The 17,965-nt window shown below is 36.2% G+C and carries 15 protein-coding genes and 3 tRNA genes; 5 read left to right on the top strand and 13 right to left on the bottom strand.

Annotation, left to right across the window (positions count from 1 at the left end; genetic code table 11):
- The first annotated feature begins 79 nt into the window (after nucleotides 1–79).
- Nucleotides 80–604: a DNA-3-methyladenine glycosylase gene (locus tag GQR60_RS14285; protein ID WP_124993581.1), complete on the top strand. Its 525-nt coding sequence runs from the start codon at nucleotides 80–82 to the stop codon at nucleotides 602–604.
- On the opposite strand, the gene GQR60_RS14280 is transcribed toward GQR60_RS14285, so the two are convergent.
- The 6 genes from GQR60_RS14280 to GQR60_RS14255 all read right to left on the bottom strand — a co-directional run bounded on the left by GQR60_RS14280 (nucleotide 601) and on the right by GQR60_RS14255 (nucleotide 5,207).
- Nucleotides 601–1,743 carry a hypothetical protein gene (locus GQR60_RS14280; RefSeq protein WP_124993580.1) on the bottom strand — a complete coding sequence of 381 codons (1,143 nt, stop codon included), beginning with the start codon at nucleotides 1,741–1,743 and terminating at the stop codon, nucleotides 601–603. The genes GQR60_RS14285 and GQR60_RS14280 overlap by 4 nt on opposite strands.
- Nucleotides 1,744–1,965: 222 nt before the next feature.
- On the bottom strand, nucleotides 1,966–2,163 hold the full coding sequence (locus GQR60_RS14275) for a PspC domain-containing protein (protein WP_124993579.1): 198 nt from the start codon (nucleotides 2,161–2,163) through the stop codon (nucleotides 1,966–1,968).
- Nucleotides 2,164–2,259: 96 nt separating this feature from the next.
- Nucleotides 2,260–2,763, bottom strand: a complete 504-nt coding sequence (locus GQR60_RS14270) for a DUF4252 domain-containing protein (protein WP_124993578.1) — start codon at nucleotides 2,761–2,763, stop codon at nucleotides 2,260–2,262.
- A gap of 77 nt (nucleotides 2,764–2,840) precedes the next feature.
- Nucleotides 2,841–4,436, bottom strand: coding sequence for a PspC domain-containing protein (locus GQR60_RS14265; RefSeq protein WP_124993577.1), 1,596 nt, complete (start codon nucleotides 4,434–4,436; stop codon nucleotides 2,841–2,843).
- 21 nt (nucleotides 4,437–4,457) lie between these two features.
- Nucleotides 4,458–4,781 carry a PadR family transcriptional regulator gene (locus GQR60_RS14260; RefSeq protein WP_101310290.1) on the bottom strand — a complete coding sequence of 108 codons (324 nt, stop codon included), beginning with the start codon at nucleotides 4,779–4,781 and terminating at the stop codon, nucleotides 4,458–4,460.
- Between the two features lie 12 nt (nucleotides 4,782–4,793).
- Nucleotides 4,794–5,207: a hypothetical protein gene (locus GQR60_RS14255; RefSeq protein WP_124993576.1), complete on the bottom strand. Its 414-nt coding sequence runs from the start codon at nucleotides 5,205–5,207 to the stop codon at nucleotides 4,794–4,796.
- Nucleotides 5,208–5,423: 216 nt separating this feature from the next.
- Here GQR60_RS14255 and GQR60_RS14250 point away from each other — a divergent pair, with 216 nt between their 5' ends.
- Entirely contained in the window at nucleotides 5,424–5,651 is a 228-nt protein-coding gene (locus GQR60_RS14250) for a ferredoxin (protein WP_124993575.1), read from the top strand.
- A 113-nt stretch (nucleotides 5,652–5,764) separates the two neighbouring features.
- Here the strand turns inward: GQR60_RS14250 and typA are convergent, their stop codons facing one another.
- Nucleotides 5,765–7,561 carry a translational GTPase TypA gene (gene typA / locus GQR60_RS14245; protein ID WP_124993574.1) on the bottom strand — a complete coding sequence of 599 codons (1,797 nt, stop codon included), beginning with the start codon at nucleotides 7,559–7,561 and terminating at the stop codon, nucleotides 5,765–5,767.
- Nucleotides 7,562–8,317: 756 nt separating this feature from the next.
- On the opposite strand from typA, the gene GQR60_RS14240 reads away from it, so the two are divergent.
- The 3 genes from GQR60_RS14240 (at nucleotide 8,318) to GQR60_RS14230 (ending at nucleotide 13,049) form a co-directional block, all read left to right on the top strand.
- Nucleotides 8,318–10,867: a TonB-dependent receptor gene (locus tag GQR60_RS14240; RefSeq protein WP_124993573.1), complete on the top strand. Its 2,550-nt coding sequence runs from the start codon at nucleotides 8,318–8,320 to the stop codon at nucleotides 10,865–10,867.
- A gap of 33 nt (nucleotides 10,868–10,900) precedes the next feature.
- Complete coding sequence (locus GQR60_RS14235) at nucleotides 10,901–12,127, top strand: hypothetical protein (protein ID WP_124993572.1); 1,227 nt, start codon at nucleotides 10,901–10,903, stop codon at nucleotides 12,125–12,127.
- Nucleotides 12,128–12,335: 208 nt separating this feature from the next.
- Nucleotides 12,336–13,049, top strand: a complete 714-nt coding sequence (locus GQR60_RS14230) for a DNA-binding domain-containing protein (protein WP_124993571.1) — start codon at nucleotides 12,336–12,338, stop codon at nucleotides 13,047–13,049.
- A 270-nt stretch (nucleotides 13,050–13,319) separates the two neighbouring features.
- Here the strand turns inward: GQR60_RS14230 and GQR60_RS14225 are convergent, their stop codons facing one another.
- From GQR60_RS14225 to GQR60_RS14200, 6 genes are all read right to left on the bottom strand, one after another.
- On the bottom strand, nucleotides 13,320–15,059 hold the full coding sequence (locus GQR60_RS14225) for an endonuclease (RefSeq protein WP_124993570.1): 1,740 nt from the start codon (nucleotides 15,057–15,059) through the stop codon (nucleotides 13,320–13,322).
- Between the two features lie 243 nt (nucleotides 15,060–15,302).
- Entirely contained in the window at nucleotides 15,303–16,745 is a 1,443-nt protein-coding gene (locus GQR60_RS14220) for an MFS transporter (RefSeq protein WP_124993569.1), read from the bottom strand.
- Nucleotides 16,746–16,779: 34 nt separating this feature from the next.
- The gene (locus GQR60_RS14215) at nucleotides 16,780–17,523 is read right to left on the bottom strand and encodes a phosphatase PAP2 family protein (RefSeq protein WP_160463490.1); all 744 of its coding nucleotides are present in this window, start codon (nucleotides 17,521–17,523) and stop codon (nucleotides 16,780–16,782) included.
- Nucleotides 17,524–17,619: 96 nt separating this feature from the next.
- A tRNA-Asn gene (locus tag GQR60_RS14210) sits at nucleotides 17,620–17,693 on the bottom strand.
- A gap of 47 nt (nucleotides 17,694–17,740) precedes the next feature.
- Nucleotides 17,741–17,814: transfer RNA gene (locus GQR60_RS14205), tRNA-Asn, on the bottom strand.
- A 48-nt stretch (nucleotides 17,815–17,862) separates the two neighbouring features.
- A tRNA-Asn gene (locus GQR60_RS14200) sits at nucleotides 17,863–17,936 on the bottom strand.
- Between the last annotated feature and the right edge of the window lie 29 nt (nucleotides 17,937–17,965).

Raw genomic sequence — 17,965 nt, 5'->3', positions numbered from 1 at the left:
TGGAAAGAATTGCAATTGGAAGATTTGATATGCAGGAACTAAGGAGTTTTACATTTGGTAATTAAAAATATTGAAACGAATGAGTGTTCGATTAAAAAGAGATTTTTTTCTGAAGGATATCCATATTGTTGCCCATCATCTGGTCGGAAAAATTATTGTGAGAAAATTTGATACAATGAAAGAAGAGCGGTTTCGAATAACAGAAATTGAAATGTACGTGGGGGAGGTGGATTTGGCCTCTCACGCATCAAAAGGGCGTACTAAAAGAACAGAGGTTATGTATTCTTGCGGTGGCTGTGTCTATGTTTATCTAATTTACGGGATGTATTGGATGCTGAATATTGTAACCGGGAAAAAGAATCAAGCTCAGGCAATATTAATTCGTGGTGTTGAAGGAATTGATGGTCCTGGTAAAATCGGACAGCAATTGAAGTTGAATAAGAGTTTTTATGGAGAGAATCTGGAGAACTCGAATCGAATTTGGGTGGAAGATGATGGCATGTTATGCAATTATACCCTTCATCCCAGAATTAATGTGGAATATGCGGGTGATATTTGGAAAAACAAGTTGTATCGTTATAAAATTGAGAAAGCAAAGCTTTAATTCCAGCTAATTTTTTTCAGAAAGAAATCTCCATTGATTCTTAGATAGATTGCTGTGGCGTAATTCGCATTTGAATTGACTGGATTATAATATAAATCAATTTTTCCTCCCAAATGGATGCCTTTACTTATCTTCCGCTCATAAAAATACTTAAAGGTAGCCAGTTCTCTTCTGTTTTGATATGAACCGGGTTTGCTATAGGATATTGATTGAAATAATTCTGAACCTCTTGAGGCAATGAAATGATATGCATACCAATATCCTAGTCTAAATTGAGAATGTTTCGTGTTAATGCCAATCTGCGGGTAAAAAGCATGTCCTTTATTAAAAAGGAATTCTCTAACAGAGGAGTTGTCGCTGACGTAATAAGCTAAAGCTCTGATATACCATGAAGTAAATCTGGAATTTTCAACTTTTCTTAAAAAATCAAGGCCGGATGAAAAGTTGCCAATGGTTTGAACGGATTCGTCGGAAGAGTCAATTTCACCGCCTCTGTGTGCGAAAAGAATTTGAACAGGTATAGATAGTCTGTTTTGTGAAGATGTATTATTTAATTGATAGCTGCTTGAAATTCCGAAAGTGAATTTTTCCTGAAAAGGATCCCCTTTTAAGATGAATTGTTCCCAATTAATCCATGTGTCAAGTTTTAATCGTTTTGTATGATACAAAAGTTGAATTCCACTTTCTGCTTTATCTGTAAAAAACTTTTCCGGCTCGAACATGGGCTCTGAAAGCATATGGTTGTTGTTTTGGTTTAAGCCTCCTAAAATTAAATTGACTTTACTTGAGGCTTGATAGTTTACAGAGAATATTGCTTGTGTTTCATTAAAGTTTGTTCGTCCTGAATATTGCTGAAACCGCACTCCAGCTTCAATTCGAATTTTAGAAGATGGATAATAAACCAATTTTGGTGTTGCTGAGTAGCCGATCCAGGTTGTTCCATTGGAGAAAGTGCCGGAATACTCATTGTTTTTCACAAAATTGAAATTTTCAAATCGTAAAAATAATTTATTACTGTCAGCTTTTTGAAATTCTTTATAATGTAAAAACGGCGTATTAAAATCTTGTGCCAATAATGAATATTGACTTGTCAACAGCCATAATAATATGATGAATACCTGTGTAAAGAGTCTAGCCATATTTTGATTTTACGGTAGCCAATGTACAATTATCTGAAGAAATATTTGAAAAGAAGGGGTAAATAATTATTTTTTATTTAGAAAAAGGGTTTCTCTGATTGAAGAGAAACCCTAATTTAATGAATGCTTTGGTTGTGTTTCGGTGAAAAAGACTAAATACCTTTAGAACCAAATTTGGGATAAATATTGCATTCAAATCAGACTATATTTTTATGTGCTGTTTTATGCTGTTTCGTATGAAGAATCAGGCAAAACCAATGCCAGTATAAAGTATGCAAGAAGCATTAGTGGATTGAATAAAGTTAATATCAGCCACGCAGTTCTTATAATTATTGGGTCGAGTTCCGGATTTATGTATTGAGAAATACCTCCGCAAACACCAGCTATTTTTTTCTCCTTTGATCTTATTAAGCGTTTCATCTGTCTATAATTTTAAGTTTTTGTCAGGTGGAACTTACCTTGAGTAAATAATTATTTAATCATGGACGTTTCATATTTCCTAAGTTTTTTATGTTGTTATTCCTGATCTTCGTCTTCATCGTCAAAAGTGAAGTGGGACAAAGTTTTTAATTCGTCAACACGAAAATCACCAAAAAAGGAAACTAATGAAGTTCTGTTTTCATTATGGTGTAAGACATGAAATTCGCTATATTTTTTTCCGTTTCCTTTTGCGAAGAAATGAACATCATCAGAATTTTTATCATCCCTGTCAGTTAATACTTCTTTATAGGCATTTCCTTTTGATAGTTGTGAAGAGACAATTTTTTTGAATTTGGTTTCGTCTCCGTTTACATGTTTAAACGTTAGGAATTTGATGTTTTTACATTCTCCGGTGATATTTTTCTCCAATTCGTCTTCATCAACATCAAAGTCGAGGTTTTTTAGGAAGCTACCGGCAAAACTAAAACTGCTAAAACCATCTAAATTTGAATATTTAGCATGTATTTGCTCACCTTTGGTTTGAGCTTGCATCAGGATTGGAAATACTATTGCGGCAATTATTACTACTAATTTCTTCATGATATTTTATTTTTTAGTTTACCACGTTTACACCGGCAAAGTGTGTGTTGAAAAAGGAGCCGGTGTAAAGCATGGGTTTATTTGTCGTGATATTTTAATTTGCTTAGGCCTTCTTTTTTCATGATCCACATCTTGTCAAGCATGTCGTAGTCCCATGTATTATCTACATTATCAATGTCGTGAATGATTTTTCGCATCGACTTGTCCAGATAAATCACTTTTCCTTCGGGCACCTTAATTGTGATGTGTAGTTTTTGATTTCTCCATTTACTATCTGTTGGTAGTGTGAAAAATTGATTGAAGACAATTAGGGAATCAGTTTGTTTCCATTTGTATTCAATGTTTTCAGCATTTTCGTTTGCCTGTTCATTGGATCTTCCACGTGATTTCTTTTTCAATTTAATTTCAAACTTGCCACTGTTGCTCTTTTCAATATCAAGAGTAGGTTCTCCAACTATAATTTCTTTATCATCTTTAACTATTATTTTTATATTGTCCAGACCGATGTGTCCATTATGCCAGTCAAAATCGATATTGTCAGTTGATTTTAAATATAGTGTATCTGTTTGGGTAGGCTGTATTTCAATGTTTTCTGAATAACGGGTACTGCTTTGCATGTATCCCTTTATTTGAGAAAAACTGAGACTAACCAAAAGGATAATTCCAAGTATCCAAAATGCAAGTGCTGAGAATCCTATTATTTTATTGTTGGTTTTGAAATTGAACAGGAGTTTTAATCCTGCAAAAATCAGAAGGAGTAATGGGATTCCAATCACCACAATTACGCCAATTGTGAATAGAGTGATACTGCTTCCGTCAAGAAACATGTGTGGGAGTACGGTGCCGGGAAAATGGAAATCAGAAAATGGACCAAAAAAGCTATTCACAAAAATCATTGAACCAATAAAGCTGATAAGGGTAACAAATCCTGCAAATACGAATCCAATACCAAGCAAAATAATAATCACTTTAAGGATGAGTCGAAGCGCTGTGCCCAGAAAATCAATAACTCTGTCGAAACCATCCCGAACTTGTGGTCCGTTTTTATCTCTTATTTTCTCGAAGCTTTCTTTAACTTCCTTGTATTCATCTTTAATGGTTTCTTCGATATTCGAAATATTGACTTTTTTCCCCTTCATTTCCAATTTTTGGGTTGTGGTGATTGCTTTAGGAACAGCAATCCATAAAATCACGTAAAGAAGAAATGAAAATCCATATCCCAAGAAAAAGAAAAGTGCAAAAAGAAGACGGATTACAACTACATCAATTCCAAAGTAAGCAGCTAAACCACTTGCGACACCACCCAAAACTCTATGGTCAGGATCGCGGAATAATCTGCGCTTTTTCTTTTCGGAAGTTTGTTTTGTGTCAGTTTCCTGATTCGACTCGTCTTCAATACTTTCCTCGTCAATAGCAAATATTTCTTCAGGTTTCCCCATAATTGATATAGTTTCTTCGATCATATCAACATTTACTACCTGATCTTTTGTACTCAGTTTTTCATGAAAAATTTCTGAAATTCGAGCTTCAATATCAGACATGATTTCCCGGCCTTCTTCGCTCGGACCATAGTGAGAATTGATGGTGCGTAAGTAAGCCTGTAGTTTTTCAAAAGCATCCTCGTCGATATGGAAAATGCTTCCGCTTATATTAATTGTTAATGTCTTTTTCATTTGTATGTCGGTTTAGGGGTCTTACTTTTTAATTGTATTTACAGCATCAACTAAATCTTGCCAGGATTGATCCAATTCTTTAAGAAATCCACTTCCAAGTTCGGCAATCGTATAGTATTTCCGAGGTGGACCTTGAGTTGATTCCTCCCAACGGTAGCTTAGCAGTCCGTCGTTTTTTAATCGGGTTAGAAGTGGATATAATGTTCCTTCCACAACAATCATTTTTGCCTCTTTTAGCTCCTTGATTATATCTGAAGCGTAAGCATCATTTCTTGATAAAATGGATAGAATACAATATTCCAGCACTCCTTTTCGCATTTGGGCTTTAGTATTTTCGATCTTCATGGTTGGAATAAATTAAATTCTTGATTTTGTATTTCCCGGATTGTTCCAGATGCTTTTGTGTTTCTTCTTCTCAACTACCTTAGTTTCCTCCTTTGTTAGAACAGTATCTTTTTCAATTAGGATCTGTTCCCTTGTTTGAGATGAAATATTTACAGTATCAGTGCTGTCATTATTGCCGGCTAAAATATCTTTACATACTTGTATATTTTCTTCAAAAAAGAAAAGGCTTGAGTTGAAATAGCTTTTTTCTCTGTCGATTTTTGATTCACATCCTAAAATTGCATCAGATATAATTTTCACAATAGGAGATAGTATTTTCGATTGTTTCGCAGTAGAAACAAATTGAGCATTGGATTCTGTTGTCCACGAAAATAGAACAATTAGAATCAGGCTGAGTTTGCATAGTGAATTGTTTCTCTTGTTCATGGTGATTGTATTTATATCATATACTACTGTTGCAAGCACGCAAGCTTGTTATACAAATATACGTACAAAAAAAGGTAATATGCAAAGCATAGTACTAAAAATATTTCAATTAAATATTTAAACCCCTGTAAATCAACAATGTAAATTTAATTTAAAATTATCTTATATTTGAAGATTATAAAAAAATCAATATTAAGCAGGGGTGTTATTAAAAAAATGACAAGAATAAAGCATTTTAGAGATAGGTGTATAGGTTGTGCTTATTGTGTGGGAGTAGCACCTGAATTTTGGGAGATGTGTACTGAAGATGGCAGATGTGACCTGATTGGCTCGATAAGGAAGAGAGATTGTTACGAATTAGAAATTTTTAATGATGAGGTTCAGAAAAATAGGAAAGCAGCCGATGTTTGTCCAGGCAAATGTTTTCGGGTGGAAACCAATTAATGGAATTAGCAGGGGAAAACCTGGTATTTTAGAATGTAAAAAGAGCGATTTCACAACAAGGAAATCGCTCTTTTAAAATATTGCGTTTTTAAATTTCAGTTGAAATTAAAAAATTATTTGCCTGATCTTTTACGATCGGTTTCTTTAAGAAGTATTTTTCTTAAGCGGATTGAGTTAGGAGTAACCTCAACATACTCGTCACCTTGGATGTATTCCAATGCTTCTTCAAGAGAGTGAGTGATCGGAGGTGATAATCTCACCTTATCATCAGTACCTGAAGTACGCATGTTGGTTAGTTTTTTTGTTTTAGTTACGTTAATAACCAAGTCGCCGGCACGATTGTTTTCTCCAATTACCTGACCTTCATAAATTTCAACCGTTGGGGCAACGAAAAATGTACCTCGGTCTTGTAGTTTATTTAAAGCATAAGCAAAAGTTAATCCGGTTTCCATAGCAATTAACGATCCGTTAACACGGCCTGGAATTGGGCCTTTGTGCGGTTGGTATTCAAGAAAACGATGCGAAATTACTGCTTCACCGGCAGTAGCAGTCAACATCTGATTTCTTAAACCAATAATACCTCTTGATGGGATATGGAATTCAAGGTGAATACGATCCGCCTTACGTTCCATAGTCAGCATTTCTCCTTTACGTTGAGTTACGATCTCAATGGCTTTTCCTGAAACATCTTCCGGAAGATCGATGAATAGGAACTCAACTGGCTCACATTTTTCACCACCAATTTCTTTGATGATAACCTGTGGTTGACCAACTTGAATCTCGTATCCTTCACGACGCATAGTTTCGATTAGTACAGACAAATGAAGAACACCACGTCCGTATACAATATATGAATCTGCAGAATCAGTTTTTTCAACTCTAAGAGCTAAATTCTTTTCCAGTTCTTTATTTAGTCGGTCAATTAAGTGACGGGAAGTAACGAATTTACCATCTTTTCCATAAAAAGGAGAATTGTTGATCGTAAATAACATACTCATTGTAGGTTCATCAATGGCGATTGGTTTTAGAGGTTCCGGGTTTTCAACGCTGCAAATAGAATCTCCAATATCAAAACCTTCAATACCTACTAATGCGCATATTTCTCCGGAAGCAACAGATTGAACTCTTTCTTTGCCCAGTCCCGTAAAGATATGTAGTTCTTTAATTCGTTGTTTTTTGATGCTTCCATCAGGTTTAACCAAACAAACATCCATTCCTTCACGAATCTCTCCCCGGTGAACTCGCCCTACGGCGATACGTCCAACATAAGCTGAGTAGTCAAGAGATGTGATAAGCATTTGCGGCGTACCGTTAATGGTTTTTGGCTCAGGGATGAACTCGATTACCGCATCTAAAATTGCTGTAATATCGGTCGTCGGCTTTTGCCAGTCTTTCGACATCCAACCTTGTTTGGCCGAGCCGTAGATGGTTGGGAAATCCAATTGCTCTTCAGTAGCCTCTAAATTAAACATCAATTCGAAAACCTGCTCCTGAACTTCTTCCGGTCTGCAGTTTGGTTTGTCAACTTTGTTAACAACCACAACAGGTTTAAGACCTAGAGCTAAAGCTTTTTGCAGTACAAAACGAGTTTGAGGCATAGTTCCTTCAAAAGCATCTACAAGCAGTAATACTCCATCAGCCATATTCAAAACACGCTCAACTTCTCCACCAAAATCCGAGTGACCGGGAGTGTCTATGATATTAATCTTTACACCATTGTATTCAAGAGAAACGTTCTTCGACAAGATGGTGATTCCTCTCTCTCTTTCCAGGTCGTTATTATCAAGGATTAAATCACCTGGGTTCTCATTTTTTCTAAAAATGTTACTATGCATTATCATTTTGTCAACCAAAGTGGTTTTTCCATGGTCAACGTGGGCGATAATCGCAATGTTTCTCAATTTCCTCATCTTGTATTTTATTAATTTGAGAAAAAATATCCTCTAAAAGCTAATGAAATGGGATATTGTGTTCTCTTTCTTTTTATTGTACTAGTCAAATTGAACATTCATCTAATCATCACATTCGTTGAAATTGTTGTGAGTGAATCGATTGCGCCGCTCAAAATGCGGCTGCAAAAGTACGCTTTATTTTTGAAAATATTCTTTTCATGTAGATTTAATTTTGTTTTAGATATTAATTTAATTCTTTCCTTTAATTTAATGTTAAATTAACAAACCGTTGCTGATGAAATTGTTTCTTTGTGACGTCAACGATATTTAGTGATTATCTAATTTAGAATTGAAATAAGTAGCAAGTTGTGGCATCAGAGTAAAAACTTTACAGTCCTTATATATTCTAAATTGTAAATAATAACTTTTTTATTGAGATGTTAAAATAAGTTTTAAACTAAGTTTTTGGTTAATTTTGCGATTATGGATTTCGAAAGAAAAATATTATCTTCCGTATCCATTTTTTAACAGACCTATTTGGTTAAAACTTTTGTTCTTTTTTTGTGTGATTGTTGAAAAACTGTCCCTGTTTCAGGTTTGAAATGAACTTTTTCGATGAAGAGCTAAAAGAGGAAGACGAACGGTTATTATTAGTCCGTCGAATTTTTGTTAAATAGTTAAAAAGCAACCATTTTTGTAATCCTTTTCTCCAGGAAATGTGAGATGATTTTGTGGCGACATTGCCACACAATTACTAACCTAACAAATTGTTTTATGAAAAATGCTATGAGAAGTATTTTGACAATGGCAGCAATTATGATGTTGTCCATTGCAGCTATTGCTCAAACCACTGTAAAAGGTGTAGTCGTAGATGGTAGTACCAACGAAAGTTTGCCGGGTGCTTCTATTGTTGTTGCCGGAACAACTTCCGGTACCGTTTCAGGTTTTGATGGCTCGTTTGCTTTTGAATTGCCAAAAGGAGCTACAAAGCTTGTTGTAAGTTTCGTGGGATTTCTTGACAAAGAAATTGCCTTAAAAGGTGCTCAGGATTTAGGAACTATTAAGTTGGAATCTGATGCTGTTGGATTGAAAGAAGTTAGTGTAATGGCTTCTATTGTAACAGATCGTCAAACACCAATTTCGGTATCTACTATTTCTTCGGATATAATAGAGAATAAATTGGGATCTCAGGAATTTCCTGAAATTTTAAAGTCTACACCATCTGTATATACTTCGAAAGAAGGTGGTGGATTCGGTGATGCTACAGTATATATCCGTGGTTTCGACTCGAATAATGTTGGTGTGTTGATTAACGGTATTCCTGTTAATGATATGGAATCAGGTAAAGTTTACTGGTCAAATTGGGCCGGACTTTCTGATGTTACACGTACTATGCAGGTTCAGCGCGGTTTAGGAGCTTCTAAATTGGGTCTTTCTTCTGTTGGGGGGACTATTAATGTTCTAACTAAATCTACAGACGCTAAAAAAGGCGGAGTAATTAAATCGAGCATTGGAAATGATGGTCTTAAGAAAAGCCTAATCTCTTTATCTACAGGTTTATTGGATAATGGATGGGCTGTTACAATCTTAGGTTCTCACACATCTGGTGATGGATATGTAAAAGGAACAGATTATGATGCGTGGTCCTATTTTGCGAATATCTCTAAAGTAATTAATGAAAAACACACTTTGTCTTTCATGATTACTGGCGCACCGCAATGGCATAATCAGCGTGGAAACAAGCACACAATCCAACAGTATCGCGACCATAAAGATGAATTTAAGTACAATTCAGATTATGGAATGCGTGAAGGAAAAATTTATGGTGGAGCTTATGGTTACAACTATTATCACAAACCTCAGGCACAGTTGAACCATTATTGGACTATGGATGATAAAACATCTTTAGCTACGTCATTCTATGCATCAGTTGGTTCTGGTGGTGGTCGTCGAGTATATGGAACTCAAGCTAAATTATTAGGTGTTAATTATAGTTCAGGTGAAGATTATGATGTGACAATGAGAACTCCTGATGGCTTATTGGATTTTGAAGGTGTTGCTGCTATTAATGCAGCATCAACAGCCGAAGGTTCTCAGGCAATTATTGCTAATTCAGTAAATAATCATGCTTGGTATGGTTTATTGTCTACATTAACACATGAATACAAGCAGTTTACTTTTACTGCAGGTTTAGATGCGCGTTACTATAAGGGAGAGCATTATAACGAAATTCATGATTTATTGGGAGGAGCATTTTTTCTTAATTCGAAAAATGTAAATCGTGATGCTAATACTTGGTTAAAGGCTGATGATAAAATCAATTACTATAATGATGGAGAGGTTCTTTACACTGGTCTTTTTGGTCAAACAGAATATGTAACTGATGATTATTCTGCATTTATATCTGCAGCAGTATCAAGAAAGGCATACAAGCGTACTGATTATTTCTTGTATGAGCCAGGTAACCAGGCATCGGATTGGGAAGATTTCCTACCTTGGAATGTGAAGGCTGGTTTTAATTACAAGATTAACTCTATTCACAATGTATTCGTAAATGGAGGATATGTGCAAAGAACACCTTATATGTCAAATGTATTTTTGAATAATACAAATGAAGTAAATAAGGATGTGAAGTACGAAAAAATCATTACTGCTGAAATAGGTTATGGTTATACTTCTACAAATTTTAATGCAAATGTTACTTTGTATCGTACCAATTGGAAAGACAGAGGTCTTGTAAAAAGTCTTGGTGGTGAAAATGTTAATATCTCAGGTTTAAATCAACTTCACCAAGGTATCGAGGTTGAGGGAGAATACAAGCCATCTAAGAAATTAACTGTTCGTGCTATGGTATCTATAGGTGATTGGGTTTATCAGGATGATGTGCACGCGGTTGTTTATGATGATGCACAAGTGAAAAAAGGTGAGTTTACAGCATATCTAAAAGATGTTCATGTTGGTAACTCAGCTCAATTATCAGGTTCTGCTTCTATCGATTACGAAGTTCTTCCTAAATTAAATGTAAGTGTTGATTATACCTACTATGGTAATCATTATGCTGATTTTGATGCAACTAAAAGAACTGATTTGGCAACCAGTGGTGATTCATGGGAAATGCCGGAAGCAGGGCTAGTTGATGCTGGTTTCCGTTACAAGTTTCAGATTGCTGGTCTTGACGCAACTTTAAATACAAATGTTTACAATTTGTTTGATACTGAGTATGTTTCTAAAGCGCAAGATGGTTTAAACCATACAACTAACGAAGCTTTAGTGTATTACGGATTTGGAAGAACTTGGTCAACTGGTCTTAAAATTAAGTTTTAATCAGACTTATTGTTTAATAAAAAAAATTGAAAGATGAAGAAATTATTATATATGGCTTCCTTCCTTGCTTTGGTTTTCACTTCTTGTGACCCAATGGAAGATGCTTACAAAGAAGTAGATGAAGCGAATGCTGATGCTGTAGCAGATGCGAAATTTTTCTCAGATAAAGTATTGTTAGAAACAGGATATACTTTGACTGATGCTGATTATGCATTATCCAGTAACTCTAGTGTTAGCGGTCACATGAATTTTTCGAGTTCGGCAACTGCGGCAGATAATTTACCTGAAGTATTAACAAATATGAAGGTCTATGGTGAGGCCGGTTCTGAATATACCATAAATTATAATTTTTACAGAGGTAGTTTGTCTTATGTTGGAGAATACCTTGATTACCTTGAGGTATTGGCAGCTATAGATTCTTATACTCTAACCACAGCAGATTATGATAGTATGGGAACTGCAGCTGGGGAGCCTGGTAAATACAATAATTTTGATGCTACAGTAAAAGCTTCTGATTATTTACCTAACTTTTTATTGACTAAATATCCTGATGCTGCTGATGGTTATGAGCTAGCTGTAACTTACAAATATTACAATGGTTCATCAACTTCTATGGTTACTGAATTTTGGGCTTTTGATGGTTCTGTTTGGACTAAATCTGATAAAGTTGCTCCGGCTATTCCTGGTGATGTAATGATTTATGAACTGACTACTGCGGATTACGATGAAATGGGAACAGGTTCTAACCAACCAGGTAAATACAACAACTTCTCAAGTTCTATTGTTCCTGCTGATTATTTACCAAACTTCCTTAGTTTTAAATTTCCTTTTGCTTTAGAAGGAAATAAAATTACACCGATTTACAAGTATTATGCTGGTGATGGTGTGACAGAAACAAAAGCTGTTGAATATACTTTAACTAAAGGAGTGTGGGTTGCTTATCAAAGTACTGTTGAAGCATCTTCTTTGGTTGCTTACAAAGATAAAACATGGTTGTTTGTTCCTCCAATCAAATTTGTGAAGTCGGAGAAGGCCCCAACTGTAACTTTTACTTTGGTTTATGAAGATTATGCTTTTGTTGGTAACAGTCAGTATGGTAACTTCGATGAAGAAGAAGCTGTTGTTCTTGAAAAAATTGCTAAGATTATCAAAAACAATTATGAGGTGGCTGTAGGTCAGGTTTATTCTGTTACTTACAAATATTATAATGCTGGAGTAACTGATAAAACAGTGATACTTGAAGCTGTTGAAGATATTTAACAGAAAAGAATATAATACTAAGCCCGAATCCTTATGGATTCGGGCTTTTTTTATGTCCATTGCTTAGACTGTATGCAGAGTAGATGTTTTGATTGGCGAACAGACAAACCTGTTCAGTAACATAATAATTTAACGGCTCAGATCTTGACTTTTTTACGGAAGTGTCGGAACTTCTTATTTTAATTAAAGTTAATCAAATCACATTATTATGAGTAAAGTAAATGTATGGTTATACGATAACCTGTTGACTCCCGACCCCAATGATTTCTACGGAAAAGTTAAGCCTCAGGGTACACTCCGCAATAACGATATCGCCGATGCTATGATAAAGGAAGGCACCGAATACCAAAAGGAAACCATTTTAAATATCCTCGATCGAAGCGACCGGATTAAAGTCTCTAAATTGGTTGAGGGATATAGCATTAATACAGGCGTATGTTACAGCCATATTGGTATAAATGGTGCTTTTCACGGAGCAACAGATCGTTTCGATCCTAATGAGCACCGCATTACAGCATCTTTTACCAGCAGTACTGCTTTGCGCGAAGAGTTAAAGAAAACACAAGTAGAGATTATTGGAGCTGCCACTACCGAGCCCGTTATCGGGAAAGTAATCGACAATTTAACTAAAGCAGAGGATAGCACGATTACGCCCAATAATGTAATTGTTATTAAAGGAAACAGAATTAAGATTGCAGGAGACGATTCTGGTGTAGGTGTTTATCTGGTAGATCAGGGTACCAATACGCGCTGCAAATGTGAACAAATCGTAACCAATGAGCCAAAACAATTGATGGTAATGCTTCCTGATCTGCCGGCAGGTAATTACATTTTAGAGATTGTGACACAATATTCATCTAATAACTCTACCCTAAAAGAGCCCAGAACTACACCCTTTGAACATGTTCTGATTGTAGAATAAACCAACTGAGATTGAATACATTTTATCCGGACAGAACCATCTGTCCGGATTTTTATTGATGACAAACTCAAACCTTTCGTCGTGGTAGTCTGCCATGTGTACAGGTGGTGACCTTCCACGTATGGGAGTGGTGGTCTCCCACCTGTACACATGGCGGTTCGCCATCAGGAGGGGTGGTTGTTTCGGATCTTAAAGATATTTAGAGTCCTCTACCCCAAAAAAAAGACTGTTCCATACGAGAACAGTCTTAATTAACTAGAATTTTACAACTTATTGTTTTAGTAATTTTTTGGTAATTCGTTTTCCGTCGAAAGTAACAAAGGTCACAAAATACATCCCTTTTGGCAATTTGCTAATGGAGATTCGTGTATCAGGTGATTTTATTTCCATGATATTTCGCCCGGTTAAGTTCGAGATATACATCGATTCTACATCATTCATATTTTTCAGTCGAATTTCGTTCACAGCAGGGTTAGGGTAAAAAGATGGAATTCCATCAGTATATACGTCATCAATTCCGGTAGGATTTTCTGTAGTAAAAGACCAGTCTGTAGGGGTGCTAATGCCAGCAAAAGCTATATCCTGAGCACTTACAAATGCATTATTATCAATGTTAATGTAGTATTCGGTTCCTGTTTCCAGATCATCTGATAAATCAATACTAACTTGTGTGCCGTTATAGGTTACCAAAGCGTCGGAAGCTGCAATTGCTGTTTCACTTCCATTGGTAAGGATGCGAATTGAACCATTTCCAGCTTGTACCTCTTTATCAAATGTAATTTTTAAATTGGTGCTTATTGGAATATTTTCACTCTTATCAGCCGGTGTGAATTCGGTAATTACAGGAGGGGTGTAGGTTGCTGTGAAATTCCATATCGTTTTGTCTGAAATCCCATCAAAAGCATTCGAGGAAGCATCGGTTACTACGCCGTTATCAATAACGACATAGTATCTAACTCCTTCTTCGTATTTGGCTTCGGAGTTTATTAATAGCTGATTGCCTGAATAAGTTAATCTGGCACTTGGAATTGTTAGTGTTTCAAAAGTTGTTTCGTCATTGTATCTTTTGATGGTAACACTGCCTGTTCCTTCTTTTATATCTTCGTTGAATTTGATAATAAGATTTGCGGTTAAAGAAACACCAATAGAATTATTGACAGGAGATAATTCAGTGATAGCAGGACTCTCGGTATCGGGTGGCCAGATTTCGTCAGCCCATTCGGGATAATCAATAAAAGGATTTCTGTTGCCCTGAATCGTATAAACCTTTTCGTTTCTTGCTTTTTCGGCTTCGTCAACCGGATCCTGTGTATTCCAGACTAATAAGGTGGATAGTTTACCAAAGAAAGGAGCTGAGTAATTAACCATACTGTAGGTCATGTCGTTGGTCATTTCCAAATCAGGATCACCATTTTCGCCTTCGTAACAAACTGCCATGTACAATATCATTCTGGCAATATCGCCTTTTACAGCATCGCGTGGTTCCCATGAGTCTCCATCAAACTTGCATTCTGCAGCTTCGGAATGAACCGTTCCGCCATTGTCAAAAAACTTATTGCTTCGATCAGTATTTACACTTCGGTCGCAGGCCCTAAGGTGGTGAATGTCGGTTCCAGCCCCACGCTCCGTTCCAAAATCGCCATGCGATTTAGCCCAGATGTGTTCTCTGTTCCATGAATCAGGATCATTACTTACTCCATCATCTTGTCTTGTTTTCACTTCACTTCTTCCAGTATAAATTAGAAGAATATTGTCTGTATTAGTTGGATCTTCATCCGTTATTTTAAGAGCTTCCCAAACATTGTATTGGTCACCGGCATCCTTAGTTGTGTAAGGCAGTTCGGTATGATTTCTAATAATCGAATGCAATGCAGTCTTCAATTCATCACCTGTTTTTCCGGCAGCATTTTGGTAGTATTCTTCAATAGAGGTCTGAGCTGTTGCCGAAAGCGCAAATGCAACAAAAACAGAGAGGAAAAATAAAATTTTTACGTGTAGAGTTCTTATCATATAATATGCCTTAACATGTTATTAATTTGGTTGAGTAGCATAAAATGGTTGAGTGGTTTTTACTGTACGAATAAATCAGCAAAAAGTGACTCTATTTGTTGATTTACTTCGCCTGCAAATTATAAAATATAATGCAGAAGACCTTAATTAATCTCAATAGTTTTGATGAAAAAGACAAAAAAATCCCACCGGAGTGGGATTGCGTATTTTAGAATCTCTTTTAATAGAGTTCTTACTTGTAGTTTATTGCGCTTTTTTGTTCAGTAGTAATCTATCGTAAAAATAGAGAGCAGTAACTGAGAAAAATCCGATGGCTAGTATCACATACCAAATATTAGAAGGGTTATAGGTATTCCAAAGATACTGAGTGAGCTGGTTTTGATCCATTCCCATAAGTTCACCGGCTTTGTTGAAATAATCAGTTGCACTAAAATCCTTGGATATTTCAGGAATTTGCAGTCCTCTTGCAGTAACTTCGCGAATCATTAAAGTTACTTTGTCGGACATGCTTCCATAAATATTTCCAGAGATAACACCACCTATTGTACTACCTGCAAATACGGGTAAAAATGAGCATCCCATATAAAGTCCAACTTTATCCTTGGGAGCTATTCGCCCAATGTATTCGGTAATTTTTGGAGAACTGGCCATTTCCCCAACCGAGAAGATGAAGATTGCAAGAATTACAAAAAGAACGTTTTGTGTTAGCAGGGTGAGTCCCATTCCAATTGTACAGATAAGAATTCCGCCCATCATTGCCTGCAGAGGTTTCCATCTCATTACAATTGTAGAGATGACAATCTGGAAGATAATAATAAACATGGCATCGAAATTCGTGATGAATTCTGCGTCCATTTGACCGTTAGTTCCATAAGTTTCGGTTACCGCAGGCATAAAGCTTTCGAAAAAGTGATAGACGCTTGAAGTGTCTACCCATTGGGCAATAAATACTGGCAACGTGAAGAATAATTGATAGTACATACTCCAAAATGCAGCAACCAAAAGAAGGAAAATTACAAACTTAACATCGCTGAGGGCTTTGCCAATATTGCTGAATACAGTAGCGATTGCGGCTCCAATGGATTCATTTTTAACTTCACGCTCCGGCTCCTTGTAAAATAATATCAGAATAAAATTGATTAAAATGATACCGGCAGATATGTAAAAAACGGTTGTGTATCCACTGTCTTTGTAAGCAAGAGTAACTAATGGTCCAATAAATGCACCAATATTAACCATCATATAAAAAATTCCAAAGCCAATCGATGAGGTTTCTTCGTTGGTAGTTTTTGCAACCGTCGCTGAAATAATAGGTTTAAAAAGTGCGGCACCTAATGCTAAATAAAGGTACATGGCAAATACTCCGGCAAATGTGTCAAAAAGAGGAAGTGCTATAAATGCAGTGCTGTAAATAACAAATGAAATAGCTAAAACCAGCTTGTATCCGTATTTGTCGGCTATTGCACCTGTAATTACAGGAAGGAAATACAGAATTCCTGTTCCCACTCCCATAATCGTTCCTTTTTCTGCCTGAGATAAACCTAGTGCGCCGATGTCAGTTGATCCGGTAAGGTAATTTGCAAAAAGCATGAAAAAACCATACCATGCCCATCTTTCGAATAGTTCTATAGAGTTTGCAACCCAAAAGGTTTTCGGGAATTTTTTAAAGACACTTGTTAAGCTCATAATATTGGGTTTTGGGTTGTATGAATTTGTTTGGTTAAAATTTGATTACAATTCCATTTCCATCGAAAATGACAGATTGGTTTTTTCTTTTGTGAAAATAAAGGCCTGCAAAATAGCCAATTCCTCCTCCTAAAACAACATCGGAAAACCAATGTTTGTTTCGGTACATTCTTGCAAAGCTCACGGAGGCTGGAATCGCGTAGATCCACTTGCTGTATTCTTCGGCAAAAGGAGTGAATACTGCCCAGGATACAAAAGCGTGTCCGGAAGGGAATGATTTTGTTTCGTTGCTGGTTCCTCCAAAAGCATTAAAATGCATATTTCCTCTGTTTAAGGATGGTCTGGAGCGACCGGCTATTATTTTTGTGCCTTCGGTTAAGATTGCGGCAGTGATTAAAGCTTTTCCTGAGTTGAGCGCAGTAGTTGAAAGCCTTTCATCCTTAATTGCTGTGCCAATAATCCAGGTCGCAAATGTGGCAGGAGCAATGTATTTCTTCTCACCAAATTCATTAAAGATATTGGTGTAGGAATCTAAAAAGGAATTTTGATTTAATTTCAGGCGTTTGTTCGACCATTCGTCGAGTAGAAATGAAGTGCCTAATAATCCACCAAACACCAATAGATTTTCTTTATTAAAAACCCTTTTGCCTAATCCAGGATTTAGCCGGGTTTTAGGAAATGTAACTGTAGTATCAATTTTTACCTGAGCATATCCATGAGTTGGGATACTTAAAAGCAGGATCAAAAAAAGACATATGGGTAATGAATAGTGTTTCAAAGCGTAGAATTTTTTCAATTCCAACAAAAATAGATGAAAATTTTGGATCGGAGTATCTAAAAAAAGAAAAAGCCATCCGCAATGGATGGCTTTCTGCTCCCTCTCTAGGACTTGAACCTAGGACCCTCTGATTAACAGTCAGATGCTCTAACCAACTGAGCTAAGAAGGAATACTCTGCTAAAATTGTTTTGAAAGCATTTAGCTTGCTTTTTTTTGCTCCCTCTCTAGGACTTGAACCTAGGACCCTCTGATTAACAGTCAGATGCTCTAACCAACTGAGCTAAGAAGGAATACTCTGCTAAAATTGTTTTAAAAGCATTTAGCTTGCTTTTTTTTTGCTCCCTCTCTAGGACTTGAACCTAGGACCCTCTGATTAACAGTCAGATGCTCTAACCAACTGAGCTAAGAAGGAGTATAACTTCCAAATTTTCTTCTGAGTTG

The sequence above is a fragment of the Labilibaculum euxinicum genome, assembly GCF_009795715.1.
In the GTDB taxonomy this organism is placed as follows: domain Bacteria; phylum Bacteroidota; class Bacteroidia; order Bacteroidales; family Marinifilaceae; genus Labilibaculum; species Labilibaculum euxinus.
This window is presented reverse-complemented; position numbering and strand designations above follow the sequence as displayed.